The sequence below is a fragment of the Paraburkholderia caledonica NBRC 102488 genome (assembly GCF_000685095.1).
Taxonomy (GTDB): Bacteria; Pseudomonadota; Gammaproteobacteria; order Burkholderiales; family Burkholderiaceae; genus Paraburkholderia; species Paraburkholderia caledonica.
The window spans coordinates 433695-448942 of sequence record NZ_BAYE01000006.1 but is presented as its reverse complement, the minus strand read 5'-3'; the positions used below and the strand labels follow the sequence as shown (position 1 = coordinate 448942).

Below are 15248 nucleotides of genomic sequence, written 5' to 3'. Positions count from 1 at the left end.
GAATGCGCCCCACCATGCGGCCGTTCTCAATACTGCGAGGGTTCATCATGCATCTGAGTGACGTGCTCGATCTGTCGCGTGCGCAGTTCGCGATGACAGCTATCTTTCACATCCTGTGGCCAATTCTCACCATCAGCCTGTCTGCATTCCTGGTCCTGATCGAGGCCCTGTGGCTGCGCACCGGCGAGTTCTCCTATTACCGCCAGGCGCGCTTCTGGAGCAAGCTGCTGGTGCTCAACTTTGCGGTCGGCGTAGTCAGCGGCATTCCGATGGAGTTTCAGTTCGGCACGAATTGGGCGGGCTTTTCGCGCTATAGCGGACAGTTCTTCGGCAATATTCTCGGCTTCGAGGGCGCGATGGCCTTCATGCTCGAAGCGGGCTTCATCGGCGTGATGGTGCTCGGATGGGGACGCGTGCCGCGCGGCGTGCATCTGTTCGCCACCTCGATGGTCGCGCTCGGTTCGAGTATCTCGGCGTTCTGGATCATGGTTGCCAATTCGTGGATGCAGACACCCGCGGGCGTAGCGGTCGAGAACGGCAGGATCATCGTCACCGACTATGCCGCCGCAATCTTCAATCCGGATATGGTTTGGGGCGTCACCCACATGTGGGTCGCGGCGATTGAAACCGGCATGTTCGTGATCGCGGGCATTTCCGCATGGAATCTGTTCAAGCGCCGCCATCCGGAATTCTTCGCGCAGTCGTTCAAGATCGCGTTGCTCGTGCTCGTGTTTGCAGCGCCAATCCAGATCTGGCTAGGCGATTCGAGCGGCGGTAGCGTGTTCAAGACTCAACCGGCCAAAGGCGCGGCAATCGAAGGACATTGGGTCACGAATGCGCCCGGCACCGGCGCGTCGTGGTCGCTGCTCGCGTGGCCGAACAAGGCGGCGCAGCGCAATGACTGGTCGATTGAAATTCCGGGCATGTTGAGCATTCTCGGCACACATTCGCTGCACGGCCAGGTGAAGGGGCTCAAGGACTTCGCGCCCGACGACCAGCCGCCGATGCTTCCGCTGCTTTACTACGCGTTCCGTGTGATGGCCGGCATCGGCTTCCTCCTTATGGTGCTGGCACTCTGGACCGCATACGTTCTGCGCAAGACGCGCGGCAATCTCGAACAGTTGCTCGCGCGACGCAAACTGCTGCTTGCATGGGTGCTATGCATCCCGCTGCCTTACGTGGCCGTCGAGGCCGGCTGGATCGTGCGCGAAGTGGGACGCCAGCCTTGGGTCGTCTATGGTCTGCTGCGCACGAAAGACGCCGTTTCCACCGTGTCGGCTTCGTCGGTAACGTTGAGCATGGTTATGTTTTTCGCCTTCTACGTGGTTCTGCTGCTGACTTTCTTCGTACTGGCGCGCAACTGGCTGCGAACCGGCCCCGACCTCAGCGTGAATCCGCAGTCCGCCACGCTGACAGAGCGCGACACGGCAGTCACCGAGTACTAAACCACTTCATTGCGAGGCCCTCGAATGGACAGCTCGACTCACACGATGCTCGCGATCACATGGTTCGGCGTGATCGGTCTCATGCTCGTGTTCTATGTCATCGCCGACGGCTTCGACCTCGGCATCGGAATACTCAGCCTGCTGCGTAAGCAGCGCGAAGATCACGATGTAATGGTGCAGACAATCGGCTCTGTGTGGGACGCCAACGAGACCTGGCTCGTCGTGCTGGGCGGCGCACTTTTTGGCGCTTTTCCCGAGGCCTATGCGCTGCTTCTGCAAGATCTCTATTTGCCCATCATGCTGCTGATCGCGGGCCTGATCATGCGCGGCGCGGCAATCGAATTCAGGCACAGCGTGAGCCACGGTCCGCTCTGGGACAAGGTATTCGGAGTCGGCAGCCTCGTCGCTGCTATCGCGCAAGGCATCGTGCTCGGCAAGGTCATTACGGGTCTCATGCCCGGCGGTTTGAACGACGTGTTCGTCGTGGTGTCGGCAGTCGGCGTGGTGGCCGGCTATTCGTTGCTCGGCTCGACCTATCTGGTCAACAAGACGGTCGGCACGATCGAACAATGGTCGCGCCGGCTTGCGTTGCCAAGCGCGTTCGTCACTGTGGCGGCCGCCGTGATTCTGACCGTTGCTACGTGGTTCGTCAGCGACGTGGGCCACGTCCGCTGGAGTCAACCAGGCGTGTTCCACGTACTCGTGTTGCTGGGGCTTGCCGCAGCCGTTGCCTTCGCGTTCATCGTGGCCGCGCTGTATCTGGGCAGTTCGCGCGGACCGTTCCGGGGCGCTGTCGTGCTGTTCGTGCTGTCATTCGCCGGCCTCGCAATCAGCCTCTTTCCCGACTTCGTGCCAGGCAAACTCGGCATCGTGGAAAGCGCCTCGGACACGCCGACGCTGGTCTTCATGCTGATCGGGATTGGCTTTCTGTTCCCGGTAATGATTGGCTACAACCTCTACCAGTACTACATTTTCCGGGGCAAGGTCATGACCGGATCACATGCGGGCGACTAGCGCAACGTGCTTCACCCGATACCTCGCCGATGCGAGGAAACTGAGCCGGCCTCGTGCCGGCTTTGTTGCATGCCGATCACGCCTCAAGGGCAGTGTTCAGGACGGTACACAGAATCATTGCGCCGGCATTGAGCGGCGCGGGGCGGCACGGACGCGGCTTGTAAATTGCGTCGCCGCGCTGGATCGGCCGTCCGCTCATCGCGCAGACACCTGCAACGCGTGCATGGCTCATGTGCCAGACCTGGTCGCCATATGAGCAGTGCGTCGAGTCGCGCCACGCCAGCGTCGCGGTGGACGGCGAAGGCCGGTCGATCACGCGGACCTGGACTTCGCGGTGGTGTCCCCGGACCGACGCGCGGCGATCCCACTGTGCGTTGTGCGTAAGAGCCGCCACGAACTCGTGGTCGTCCAAATCCGTGTCGCCCGACAGCGCGGACAGCAAGCCGAGTGTGCGCAGCCACGGGTCCGTGTAGTTCGCTTTGTCCAGCATGATGACACTCCTCTATCAGGTGAATCAGCCGATCAGCGGGCACCGTTCTTCGTTCGATATCGCAGCGCCCGAACCTGCCAGCACGTCATTTAAAATCTTCATGTCGTTATGCGCGTACGCCCTGCTGCCGTCGCTGCACGCAACCTCGTTGCCGTCAGCGTCAACTGCCTCAAGAGCTTGTTGGACGCCTGGCATCGCGAAGAAATGCATGGGCGCGCCCGACTGCCGCAAGAAAGCTTCACTGACTTCCAGAAACGCATGGATCTGCTTAGCGATTGACATTCTTTTTCATCCTCCAGCAATACGGGGTCTCTCCAACCAGCCGTTTGAATACGGTCGTAAAGTGAGCTTGCGAGCGGAAACCACAGCTGAGCGCCACGTCGAGAACGTTGTGGCGCGAGTTGAGAAGAAGCTGCTGTGCGTGTTCGATCCGCCGGCGCAACAGATATTCGTGAGGTCGCATGCCGGTCGCACGCCGGAATTGCGAGGCGAAATGCATGCGGGTGAGACCCGTGCTGTTGGCAATGTCCGCGAGTCCAATGGGCTCAGATAAATGGGCGTCGACATATTCGATCGCGCGACTCAGCCGCCACGGCGGCAGTGCGCTTGCTTCCCGCGATTTGCGTTCCACCACAGTAAAGTGACGCGCAATGACACGGGAAACAATCGCGAGACTGACGCTGTCGGTAAAGAGCTTGCCGAGCGTTGCGTCGTCCGACTGCGATACGGCTAGCGCCTGTGCGAGACGTTCAAGAGCGGGATCGCGCACCAGCTTCGGATCGTCGATGCGTAATTCGCCTTTGTGCGGACGGCCGAACGTGTCCTCGAAACACTCGCTCAGAACCTGCTGGGAGACGAATAGATGCAGCACGTCTGCGGCAGAGTCGAACACCGCGCCGCATGGCACGTCGGGAGCGGTAATCTGAATGGCCCCAGCAGTGACGCGTCCGCGAACCAAGATTTGCCCCGCGTGAGAGAAAGTCAGCGACGTGCATTTCAGATTCATCGCAATACAATGATGCGCGGTATTGCCGTGATTGACTACCTCGATCCGCTCGCTGTCGTTACGTATCCACCGCGATACGACAATAGCGTTTTTCTGCGGCGTGTTCTCGTCGCATCCATCGCCGGGACAGCGCCATTGACGCTCGCTGCCGATCGAACTCACCCTTCTTTTATGGATAACATCCACGGCGGACAAAGACATCGAACTGGTCATGATCGGTCATCCAGAATAAGTGATGTGATAGTGCGAATTGGAATGAATGCTGCAGTGACGACAAGGTAACGCACCGCAAATACGCCCACTAGCCCTACATAAGGTTGAGTCAAATGACCAATGGTTCGGTCGACTCATCTGCAGGTTTAATTGCGCAACGGGCGTGCGGGCGCGGCCCTGGGCCGTGCGTCGCGTGCACCGGGGTTCTGGCGTGTCAGGAAAGAAAGCATTGCCGCGCTTTTTTCTAAAGCGAAGCGGATATATGACCTATACGCGCGTATAACGCGGATCGTCTTCGGGGCGAAACAGCGCTCCGTGACGAATAAAGTCGAAAGCGCTGCCTGTTCAGTTACGCGAGCCGCGCGCCGCCGGACTAGCGGTACTTTGCGGCGCTTTTACGCCGAGTGCTTCGGCCTTCAAGACGAACTCCGCAAGCGAACGTGCACCCATTTTGCGCATGGCTTGCCCGCGATGGATCTTCACAGTGATCTCGCTCAGGTTCATCTCGCCCGCTATTTGCTTGTTCATCAGCCCGGCAGCGACGAACGCCATCACTTCGCGCTCTCGCGCGGTCAGCGATTCATAAGAACGGCGCAGATCGTCGACGACCCGGTTGGCTTCGCGCCGCTCCTGATCGCGCGCGAGCGCGTGCGTGACCGCATCGAGCATGTCCTGGTCGCGAAACGGCTTCGCCAGAAAATCCATTGCGCCAGCCTTCATGGCTTTCACGGTCATTGCAATGTCGCCGTGCGCCGTCATGAAAACGATCGGCAAGCCCAGTTTGCTCGCCGCGATCTGCTCCTGGACCGCGAGTCCGCTTTGGCCTTTGAGGCGAACATCGAGAATCAGGCAACTGGGCACGTCGGGCATCTCGAAGGCAAGGAATTCCTGCGCGCTCGCGAAGGTTTGCACGGCTAGCCCCACCGAACGCAGCAACATGCTGACGGCGCCGCGCATCGACTCGTCGTCGTCCACGACGTAGACCATCGTTGCGGCGGCACCGTCGGGCTGATCCCGGTTCGTATTGCTACTGCTCATGACATCTCCCATCGTCGATCGGCAGGATGAACTGCAGCAGCGCGCCGCCTGTCGCCGGCGACTCCGCCCAGATACGGCCGCCGTGAGCCTCGACTATCGAGCGGCAAATCGACAGTCCCATGCCCATGCCTTCGGACTTCGTCGTAAAGAACGTGCTGAACATGCGGTCCGCATTGTCCTCGCTGATGCCCGTACCCGAATCCTGCACGCTCACGAGCGCATGGCCGGGGTCGAACATACCTGTGGCGATACGAAGCTTTCGCGGGCCGCTCACGTCGGCCATCGCCTGCACGCTGTTCATTAGCAGGTTGATCAAGACCTGCTGCAATTCCACGCGGTCGCAGCACGCTTCCGGTGACGGCTCGTCCAGGTCCCATTGCACTTCGACTGCATGCCACTCGAACTCGCGCCGCATCAATTCCGCGGATTCGGTGACGATGGCGTTCAGAGCGACCGGTGCAGGAACACTGTCGCGCTTTTTAGCCATTGCCCGGATTCGCTGGATGATCTCACCGGCACGTTTTGCGTCCCGGACAATCTGCGTGACGGATCGCGTGGCTTCGTCCAGTTCGGGCGTCGGTCTGTTCAGCCACCGCAACGCTGCGCCGCCGCATGCCACGACGGCCGCAATCGGCTGCGTGACTTCGTGCGCAATCGACGCCGCGAGTTCGCCGAGCATGGTGATCCGGGTCACGTGCGCGAGTTCGGCGCTCGAGCGCGCGAGTGCTTCCTGAGCGAGCGTGGTTTCGGTGATATCCATCAGCGCACCGACATATTCCGTGCCGCCGGATTGCGGCCTGGTCAAATGGGCAACGTAGTGCACATATTTGACGGAGCCGTCGGGCATTGCAAGGCGGTACTTGACATCGACTAGTGCCGCGCCGACTTTCGCCTGTTCAAAAGCGCCACGAACCGTCGTGATGTCTGCGGGATGGGTCCGTGCGAGGATCGCGTCGAAGGACGGGACGACTTCCCGGCTGTATTCGAAGATCCGGTAGGACTCGTCCGACCACCACATCGACGCCTCGGGAAAATGCGTGGCAATACTGCCTGTGCGGCTCAAACGCTGGGTGTCGGCGAGGAATGCCTCACTGCGTTCCAGTGCCTGCTCGGCCTGCTTACGGTCTTCGATGTCCGTATTGACGCCATACCAGCGCAAAATCGCACCGGCTTCGTCGCGCAGCGGCTCCGCACCGAGGTGCATCCACCGGTAGGCGCCGGTGCCGGTGCGGACTCGAGACACGTTCTCGAACGAAGCTCCGGTTGCGATTGCCGAGCGCCAGGCGCGCTGCATCTGCGGCAAATCGGCCGGATGCACGATCGCCGACCAGACATCCGCGCCGCTCCCGCCCTCTTCCAGCGTCACGCCCATGTCGGTCCAGCGGCGGTTGATGAACGTGAGCGTGCCGTCGCCGGATGAACTCCAGACCATGCCGGGAATCGCGTCGATGGTGGCGCGCAGCTCTTCCTGCTGACGCTGAACCCGAGCCTCCATTTCCTTGCGGCGGGTTATGTCGTTGTTCGTGGCGAGCACTGCACGAGGTGTGCCGGTCGCGTCGCGCCAGAGCGCCGCGCGGGTCGAAACCGCGACCACGCGGCCGTCGCGTCGAACGCGCTGAAGCTCGCCATGCCAGCGATTGGTGCGCAGCAGTTCGTCCTTGATGTCTTCGGGCGAAACCGGAAAGGAGGTTTGTGTCAGTTGATGAATCGGCTGGCCGAGCGCCTGTTGCGCAGTCCAGCCATACAAGGCTTCCGCGCCGTGGTTCCAGAAAGTGATGCGGTCGTTCATGTCGTGAACGACGATCGCGTCATGAGCCAGGTTGAGCAGCTGGATCTGCTCCTGCAGCGTCATCGCCGCGGCCTGGTTCCTCAGACTGAGGACCGACGTGGTGCCGATCGCGACCAGGCTCACGAGGCAGCGCGCGGCCGCACCGTTCAGATAGCCGCCTTCATGCGACATCACGAATCCGAGCAGCGTGAGCGCCACGCAGCCCCAGGTGGTCGAGACAGTGACCGCACGATTGTTGGTTGACGCGACGAGCAGCACCACCACCACGTAAAGGACTGCGATGGCGATATCGAGCGGCGTGAGCGCGTCGATCAGGAACACGACCAGCGCTATGAGCGCGGCGAGCGCCATGGGGATGCTGGTGTCGCGGTTCGCGGCGAGTAGAACGCTTGGGTAAGTTTTCATGGCGGCGGATCAACGCGCTACCAGGCGAAAACCAGGCGTGACGAGGCTGACAACCATGGACATAGGACTTTTTGGACGGGCGTTCGTGAACGAATACCGGCAGCCTGTCCGTCACCGGTCAGCCGGCGCGGCTGTCCGGGCACATGACACTCAGATCTACCGGAACCGATACCTTTCAAATCTGATGGCATCATGCGCGAGCCCGCGACAAAGGTGATACTTATTTTTCCTTAAACGTTGCACGACGAGTTGCCGTCGTAGAACCGCAAACCGCCGTGAAAGCCATGTTCCACGGCGGTTGCGGGCATCGTGCCGCTGCAGGAGGCCGCCTCAATGGTGGCCGAAGTCCTTGCGCGCGATCGGGACCGTACGGACCTTCGTGTACTGGAAGACAGGCATCGCCTTGACGGCGTCGCGAGTCGCGCCCGCCCACACCAGCTTGCCGTTCACGTAGTCCAGTTGCGACATGGGAATCGCGACATCGTGCGCCGACACGCCAAGGAACTGATGCGCCGCAACGATTGCGAACGACGCGGCGTTATCAGGCGCGATGATGATGTCGTGCAGCGCGCCCACTTTCTCGCCGTTGTCGTTGTAGATGCTCTTGCCCAGCAAACTCTTCTTGGCGCTCCAGCCTTCAATGATCAATTGAGCCTGCTCGACGCTGATGCCGATGGGTTGCGCGCCCGCCACCTGTGCGCTCGCGGATTGACACATAGCACCGAAGGTCGATGCCGCCACGAATACCAGTGCCCACTTGAGCTTCATATTGTTTCTCCAAAAGACCAACCGGTTGAAAATGCCCGCTCGCTGCCTACCCATTCGCACGCTCGCAGCCGCGTGACGGCTCGAATGCATTGCGCTGTCCCGGAGTTTGGCTTCATTTTGGCCGGTCTGTTTTCGAATTCGCACGGCGTCGGCGGCATGGTCGCTCAACCGCCCCCGCGGGCGCGCCTTCTCGCGATCAATCCATGCTTCGTGGCTGCAGCGTCACGGTGCAGGTCATGCCCATGGCAAGCTTCATATCCGCCGGAATGCGGTCGAGATGTACGCGCACTGGAACCCGCTGCGCGAGCCGCACCCAGGTGAAGATCGGGTTGACGTCGGCAAGCAGGTCGCTGCCGGTCGGGTTGTCGCGGTCCGCTATACCGCTTGCCAGGCTTTCCACATGGCCCTGGATCTCCTTTCCGCCCGACATCAGTCGCACCACCGCCCGGTCGCCGACATGGACCTTCGGCAGCTTGGTTTCTTCGAAATAGCCGTACACCCAGAAAGAATGCGAGTCGATCAGCGCCATGCGCGCCGTGCCGGCTGTGGCGAAGTCGCCGGGATACAGATTCAGGTTAGTGATGAAGCCATCCGAAGGCGCTCGAACCTCGCTGCGCGCAAGGTTCAATGCCGCCGTCTGACGCGCGACCCCAGCCGCCTTATACGCGGCCTGAGCGGCGTTATAAGCGGCTGCGTCGGCGGCGTAAGACGAGCCCGACTGCCTGGCAAGCGAAGCCGAATCGGCCCGGCTTTCGTCCGAGATGACATCGCCGGCCAGATTAGCCCGGCGCGCGGCCTGCGCACGCTTCATCGCAAAACTGGATTCGCTGGCCGCCATCTGCGCCTTCGCTTGTGCGACCTGAGCCTCGGCTCTCAGCAGGTCGGCGTCGGCCTGCGCCAGCGCATAGTGGAATCGCGCCGGATCCAGAATGAACAGAATGTCGCCCTTGCGTACCCACTGATTGTCCTTGACGCGCACCTCAGCGACGAGGCCGGAGACGTCGGTGGCGACCTGCACCACGTTCGCCCGTACCCTGCCGTCGCGCGTCCACGGAGAAAACATGTAGTCGAGCCATAACAGGCGGACCAGCACGACCGCCACGGCGAGAGCCGTGAGCGTAAACACCGCGCGTAAGATCGATTGCTTGTTTATCGTCATTTGTAGGGGTCGGCGGTCGTTGATTTCATGGTCTCTCCTGGGCTATGGGTCATCGCCATAGAAGCAGCGACGCGCCGCTGAACATGGCGGCGAACAGCGCGACGCGGAACAGGCTGGGGTGCCACGTATAGCGATATAGCCCCAGCTTCGCCAGAAACAGGTCGATCACGACGAAGCTCGCCGCGCACACCGCGAGGATCGGCAGCAGTCCGGGCAGCAGCAGGGAAAAGAATTCAATCTCGCCCGGCACGTTGCGCTCCTTCAAAAGCGGAACTTGTCTGCTCCGGCGTGAATCCGCCGCCCAGTTCCTTCATCAGCAGCGCCCAGGCGTCCAGGCGCCCGGCCTGAATATTCGCGAGGTTTTCTTCCTGCTGTAGCTGAACGTTCTGCGCCGCCAGCACGTTCAGGAATTCGGAGATGCCGCTGCGATAGCCGGCGTCGGCGAGCCGGAACGAGCGACGCGACGACTCCAGCGTGCTTTCAATCGATGCCTGCTGCTGCGCGAGCGAGCGCAACGACACGACCTGCACGGCGACGGCCTGCATCGCGTTCACGACACTCTGGTTGTAAGCGTCGACTGCGGCGTCGCGAGACGCGACGGCCACGCCATACTGGCCGCGCCGGCGTCCACCGTCGAAGATCGGCAGTGAGATCGCCGCTCCGACGCCATGGCCGACACCGTTGCTGTCGATGAAATTGAAGAAGCCGCCGAAGGTCGCAGCCGAGCCGAGCGACGCGGTCGCTATCAGGTTGATGTCCGGGTAGAAGTCGGCATGGGCGGCGTCGATGCCTTTGTCCGCGCCCAACACTCTCCAGCGCGCGGCAACGACGTCCGGCCGGTGCCCGATCAGTTCGGCCGGCAGCGATGCCGGCAGCGCGACCGGTACGCTCAGGGCCAGCGCGGGCCGGCGCAGTGCCTCGCCGTAGCCGGGCCCCTTGCCCGCAAGACCGGCAATCTGGATGCGACTCAACGCGAGTTGCTGCTCCGCCTGCTGTACCCGCGTGGCGCTGGTCTGGAACTGGGTCGCCGCCTGGCTTACTTCCAGCTGGCTGCCGACGCCCGCGCGCCAGCGGCGGGTCGCAATGTCGAGCGTGCGCTGCTGTTCTTCCTGAACCGCGCGATAAACGTCGAGCAGCGCGTATTGCAGCGATAGATGCACATAGCTGCGCACCACCGCGGTCTGCAATTCGATCTCGGCGAAGCGCGCGTCCGCGGCAGCAGCCCGCACGTTGTCGAGCGCGCCCTCGCGCATCGCGCGTGTCTTGCCCCATAGATCGAGGTCGAACGACAGGTCCGCCTGAACGCTGTTGCTCCACACGGTTGTTCCGCCGGGCGGCGCAGGCGTCGTGTAGCGTGCATAACGTCTGCGCTCGAAAGTACCGCCGGCGTTAAGTTGGGGCAGTTCGTCGGCACCGGCGATTTGCGCCTGATAGCGCGCCGCCTCGGCCCGCTCCTCGACCGTGCGCAAGCCCGGGTTGCCGGCGGTGGCGTCGCGCACCAGCGTGTCGAGTTGCGGGTCGTTCCAGCGCTGCCACCAGCGATCGGTTGGCCAGTTCGCGTCATGTCGGGTAGCGTTTAGCGCGGCGCCCGGATCGAGTGATTCAGGATCGATCATCGACTCGCGCGTATGGATGCCGCCGCTGTTGATGCATCCGCTCATGAGCAGCGCAGACGCAAGCGCGACGACCGGCGAGCGGCATGCCGCGCCAAACGACAGACAGCGCGCCGTCATGCCGGCTTCCCCCCGTTGTGCCAGAAGGACAACGTACCGTCCTGCAAGGTCAGTTCAGTGATATGCAGCAGTGCGCGCATCCGGCAGCGCGTGAGCATCGCCGCATCGACCGTGATGGTCGGCGCGAGCGGGAGCGCTTCGAGCGCTTCATGGGTCGCGGCGAGCGCGGCATCTGCGGCCTGCGGCGAGCACTGCGCGAATACATTGGCGGTTGCCGATAGCCACGCCTGCTGGACGGCGGGCCACTTCGCCGGCAGCGTTTCGCCGAGTTCCTCCGTGTCGAGCCGCACCTGTATCATCGCCCGGCCGATTTCGAGCGCTGCGAACGCCCAGCCGATCAGCCGGCTGCGATCCACACGGGCATCCGCGGGCGCCGACGCGATCTCGATGATGAAATCGCGCAGGTTCAATTCAAAAGTGAAAAGCAGATCGTCCAGTGCACCGTCGCGCGCGCCTGTCGCGACCAGGGCGCGTATCTGCTTCAGATACTGAGCCGTGATCCAGTCTCCGGCACGCGGCACGATGACTGAGAACGCAACCGCCGCAGTGCCGATGCCGACGAGCAACGCAAACCCGGTGTCGAGATAAGCGCTCGGGTTATATACGGTGGGATTAGAGATATTCACGATGAAGCAGAAATACAGACTGAAGCCGAGCCCGAGAATCGCGGTTTTTGGAAACGTATTCAGGTAACTGCCCACCATCACGAAAATCGCAATCGACAGTGCGAGCAACTCAAAAGTGTCGAAATGCGGCAACAGAAGAAAGTTGAATGCGAAGCCGGCCGCCCAGCCGAGCAGGCAACCGACGAAAATCTGCCGACTCGCAACCGTCGGATTGGGCACTAGCGCGAACAGCGAACTCGTGATGGCGACCGCGACAATCGCGCTCGATCCGCCGAGCCAGCCCGATGCGAGCCACGCCGCAGCGACTACCGACACCGCGGCGGCAGCGCGCACGCCGGCAATCAGCGCGCCGACGCGATTGGCAGTTGCACGTGTGCGGCCGAAACGGCCGAGCGCCTGAATCACCGATTGCGGCCATGAGCGCCCGTCTGTCGTGCGTATCTGCAGATAGCTGCTACACAACACACGAAGGTCGGCAATCGAAAAAAACAATGCGGCCCCAGTCGTCGCAACGAACTGCCGTTGATGCGGCGACAGGTCCGCCAGCGACTCGAGCATGCCGCTCAGCCGCGCGGGCAGAGCCTGCTCGAACGTGGCGAGCCGGCTGCACAATGCCCGCACCTGGTCGAGCGTGACGATCTCCGGTTGAATCGGGTCCGGCACGATGGCGAGCAACGCGTCGATCAGTTCGTCGATCGCGGCCACGGCGCGCGGGTGCGCGTTAGCCGCCGCGCGCGCTTTCAGTTGATGCAGCGCGTGAATCCACGCGACCATGTCGAGAAAGCTTCGATCGAGCGCCAGCAAGACGTGATGTTGCAGCCGGATCGACGGATCCTCGAACAACGCGCCGCTGCGCAGGCTTTCGATACCGGCCCGCTCGCTGATCAGATCGACAAACGGTTTGAACCCAGCGCCTGCGGGCGCCCTTCCAAGCATCGTGTGCAGCGCTTCGAGCAGTTCGGAAAAGTTCCTGCTGCCCGCCGCAAGGAGCGCCGGCGTGACCCGCCGGGGGAACACGAGCGCGCTCACCAGGCAGGCGCTGACTACGCCGATCACGACTTCGCTGACCGTGAACACGACGTTGTCGAACACGCCATACGGGTTGGACCAGGCCGGCATCGCCGTGATGGCCGTGCCGTATCCCGTCAGGACGAAACCGTACGACTGGAAGTTGCGATAGTACGACGCACCGAAAACGCAGACGCCGATCCACGTTGCCAACGCAAGAAAGAACAGCAGGGGCTGCTGCGGAAACAGCGCGACGATCGCGAGGCCGGCAAAGCTGCCGCACACCATACCGAGGCCGCGGTAAAAGCCTCGCGCGATGACCATGCCGCTCTGCTGATGCATCATGACGATGACGCACGAGACCATTGCCGTGCCGGGCGCGCGAAGCTCCAGCCGCATGCATAGCCCCATTGCAAGCGTCACCGCGACCGCGACCTTGGCGATATGCAAGAAGCGCGGCCCGTCGTCTTTCCAGTACGCCGTCAACTCGTCCCGCCATCGCGGGAGAACGACGCTGTCCGTCTGCACATTCATGGCTTGCTCTTCGGGCGTGGGCTTCGGGAGCGTTGATTTTCCGCGCGGCCCTGACTGGCGCCGCGCCTGGCCTTCTCACGCGTCTAGCTTGCGATAGACCGACCGCCGCGATTTGCGCAAATGCACTGTTTTTGTCTATGCGACGTTCAAGAGAAAGCGGCCGGTAGCGGCCGCTTTCATGTGACGCCTGTTACGCGTATGGCTAGCGCAGATTGGTCCGTGCCAGCTCGACGATCTCGTCGCCCCGGCCGTTCAGGATCGCGCGCATCATGTAAAGACTGAAGCCCTTTGCCTGAGCAAGCTCGATTGTTGGCGGCATGGCGAGTTCGTGTCTGGAGACGACGACGTCGACCAACGCCGGCCCAGGATGGGCGAACGCCTGCCGCAACGCGCCCGCTACGTCTTCCGATTCCTCGACGCGAATGCCGAAGATGCCGGCGCCCTTCGCGATCGCCGCAAAATCGGTCTGGCTCAGATCGACGTTCGTGTCGAGATAACCGCTCGCCTTGAGTTCCATCGAGACGAATCCGAGCAGGCTATTGTTGAACACCACGACCTTGATCGGCAGGTCGAGCTGGCGGGCGGTGAGCAGGTCGCCCAGCATCATGGACAAACCGCCGTCGCCCGAAAGCGAGACCACCTGCCGCCTAGGGTTCGCGCCTTGCGCGCCCAGGGCCTGCGGCATGGCGTTCGCCATGGACCCGTGGTTGAACGAACCGTGCAACTGGCGCTTGCCGTTCATGGTCAGATAGCGGGCGGACCAGACCGTGGGCGTGCCGACGTCGGCTGTGAAGATGGCGTCGTCGCTCGCGGTCTCGTCGATCATCTTCGCCAGGTACTGTGGATGGATCGGGCGGCCCGCCCCGGAAGGCGTCGCCAGATCGTCGAGACCCTTGCGTGCCGACGCATAGTGCTTGCGGGCGTTTTCCAGGAAGCCGCGGTCCGCTTTACGTTGCAGCCTGGGTAGCGTGGCGGCCACGGTTTCCTTCACAGTACCGACGAGTCCGAGTGCAAGCGGCGCCCGGTGTCCGAGTTGGGAGCCCTTCCAGTCGATCTGGATGACCTTCGCGTCAGCCGGATAGAACGGACGATAGGGAAAGTCGCAGCCCAGCAACAATAGCGTGTCGCACGACATCATCGCGTGATAGCCCGAACTGAAGCCGATCAGTCCCGTCATGCCGACATCGTAGGGATTGTCGTATTCGATGAACTGCTTGCCGCGCAGCGCATGAACCACCGGCGCGCCGAGCGTATCGGCGAGCGCGACCACTTCGTCGTGCGCACCTTGCACGCCGCTGCCGCACATGATCGTCACCGCGTCGGAATCATTGAGCATTTGCGCTAGCCGGTCCAGGTCCGCCTCGGCCGGGAGGATGCGTGCCGGTGCGCTGTCGACCCATAGAGGCGCTTCCGTCGGCCCTTCGCTCAGCGCAACATCGCCTGGCAAGACGATGACGGCCACGCCGCGTTCCTCGATCGCGGTGCGCATTGCGCGCGCCAGCACACGCGGAAACTGGGACGCGGACGAGACCAGCTCGACGTAATGGCTGCATTCCTTGAACAATTCCTGGGGATGCGTTTCCTGAAAGTAGCCTGTGCCGATTTCCGTCGACGGAATGTGCGCCGCAATGGCGAGCACCGGTTGATGATTGCGATGGCAATCGAACAAACCGTTGATCAGATGCAGGTTGCCCGGTCCGCAACTGCCCGCGCACACGGCGAGACGCCCGGTCGAAGCCGCGTCCGCGCCGGCCGCGAAGGCGGCCGCTTCCTCGTGACGCGTGTGCATCCAGCGGATCGAGCCAATCTGGTCGAGGCTGTAGGCCAGCCCATTCAGACTGTCGCCGGTCACGCCCCAAATCCGCTCGACGCCTGCCGCGGCGAGACTGCCCGCAAGATATGCGGCGATCGTGTTGCTAGCCATGTTTGACTCCTTTCTCGCAAGATGAAGATCGACTGGGCGCCGAACTCGAACGCGTGTCCGGACCGACGCGAATGCGCCCACGCATGCGCGGAGGCA

The 15248-nt window shown here is 62.4% G+C and carries 13 protein-coding genes; 2 read left to right on the top strand and 11 right to left on the bottom strand.

Annotation, left to right across the window (positions count from 1 at the left end; all coding sequences use genetic code 11):
- Positions 1–47: 47 nt before the first annotated feature.
- Entirely contained in the window at positions 48–1445 is a 1398-nt protein-coding gene (locus tag BCA01S_RS15910; protein ID WP_027777759.1) for a cytochrome ubiquinol oxidase subunit I, read from the top strand.
- Positions 1446–1469: 24 nt separating this feature from the next.
- The gene (locus tag BCA01S_RS15905) at positions 1470–2459 is read left to right on the top strand and encodes a cytochrome d ubiquinol oxidase subunit II (RefSeq protein ID WP_027777758.1); all 990 of its coding nucleotides are present in this window, start codon (positions 1470–1472) and stop codon (positions 2457–2459) included.
- A gap of 76 nt (positions 2460–2535) precedes the next feature.
- Here the strand turns inward: BCA01S_RS15905 and BCA01S_RS15900 are convergent, their stop codons facing one another.
- The 11 genes from BCA01S_RS15900 to poxB form a co-directional block, all read right to left on the bottom strand.
- A complete protein-coding gene (locus tag BCA01S_RS15900) occupies positions 2536–2949 on the bottom strand; it encodes a DUF3331 domain-containing protein (RefSeq protein WP_027777757.1) in 414 nt (137 codons plus the stop codon).
- Positions 2950–2973: 24 nt separating this feature from the next.
- A complete protein-coding gene (locus BCA01S_RS15895) occupies positions 2974–3231 on the bottom strand; it encodes a hypothetical protein (protein WP_027777756.1) in 258 nt (85 codons plus the stop codon).
- Complete coding sequence (locus BCA01S_RS15890; protein WP_027777755.1) at positions 3218–4168, bottom strand: helix-turn-helix domain-containing protein; 951 nt, start codon at positions 4166–4168, stop codon at positions 3218–3220. Before BCA01S_RS15890 ends, BCA01S_RS15895 begins: the two co-directional genes overlap by 14 nt.
- A 345-nt stretch (positions 4169–4513) precedes the next feature.
- Positions 4514–5206: a response regulator transcription factor gene (locus BCA01S_RS15885; RefSeq protein ID WP_027777754.1), complete on the bottom strand. Its 693-nt coding sequence runs from the start codon at positions 5204–5206 to the stop codon at positions 4514–4516.
- On the bottom strand, positions 5196–7400 hold the full coding sequence (locus BCA01S_RS15880) for a PAS domain-containing sensor histidine kinase (RefSeq protein ID WP_244145999.1): 2205 nt from the start codon (positions 7398–7400) through the stop codon (positions 5196–5198). The genes BCA01S_RS15885 and BCA01S_RS15880 overlap by 11 nt, the downstream gene beginning before the upstream one ends.
- A gap of 330 nt (positions 7401–7730) precedes the next feature.
- Positions 7731–8168: a PRC-barrel domain-containing protein gene (locus tag BCA01S_RS15875; RefSeq protein WP_027777752.1), complete on the bottom strand. Its 438-nt coding sequence runs from the start codon at positions 8166–8168 to the stop codon at positions 7731–7733.
- Between the two features lie 196 nt (positions 8169–8364).
- Entirely contained in the window at positions 8365–9327 is a 963-nt protein-coding gene (locus tag BCA01S_RS15870; RefSeq protein WP_027777751.1) for an HlyD family secretion protein, read from the bottom strand.
- Between the two features lie 49 nt (positions 9328–9376).
- Entirely contained in the window at positions 9377–9577 is a 201-nt protein-coding gene (locus BCA01S_RS15865) for a DUF1656 domain-containing protein (protein WP_027777750.1), read from the bottom strand.
- Positions 9561–11060: an efflux transporter outer membrane subunit gene (locus BCA01S_RS15860; protein ID WP_027777749.1), complete on the bottom strand. Its 1500-nt coding sequence runs from the start codon at positions 11058–11060 to the stop codon at positions 9561–9563. The genes BCA01S_RS15865 and BCA01S_RS15860 overlap by 17 nt, the downstream gene beginning before the upstream one ends.
- Entirely contained in the window at positions 11057–13228 is a 2172-nt protein-coding gene (locus tag BCA01S_RS15855; RefSeq protein WP_027777748.1) for an FUSC family protein, read from the bottom strand. Before BCA01S_RS15855 ends, BCA01S_RS15860 begins: the two co-directional genes overlap by 4 nt.
- 202 nt (positions 13229–13430) lie before the next feature.
- Entirely contained in the window at positions 13431–15152 is a 1722-nt protein-coding gene (gene poxB, locus BCA01S_RS15850; protein ID WP_027777747.1) for a ubiquinone-dependent pyruvate dehydrogenase, read from the bottom strand.
- Positions 15153–15248 lie beyond the last annotated feature (96 nt).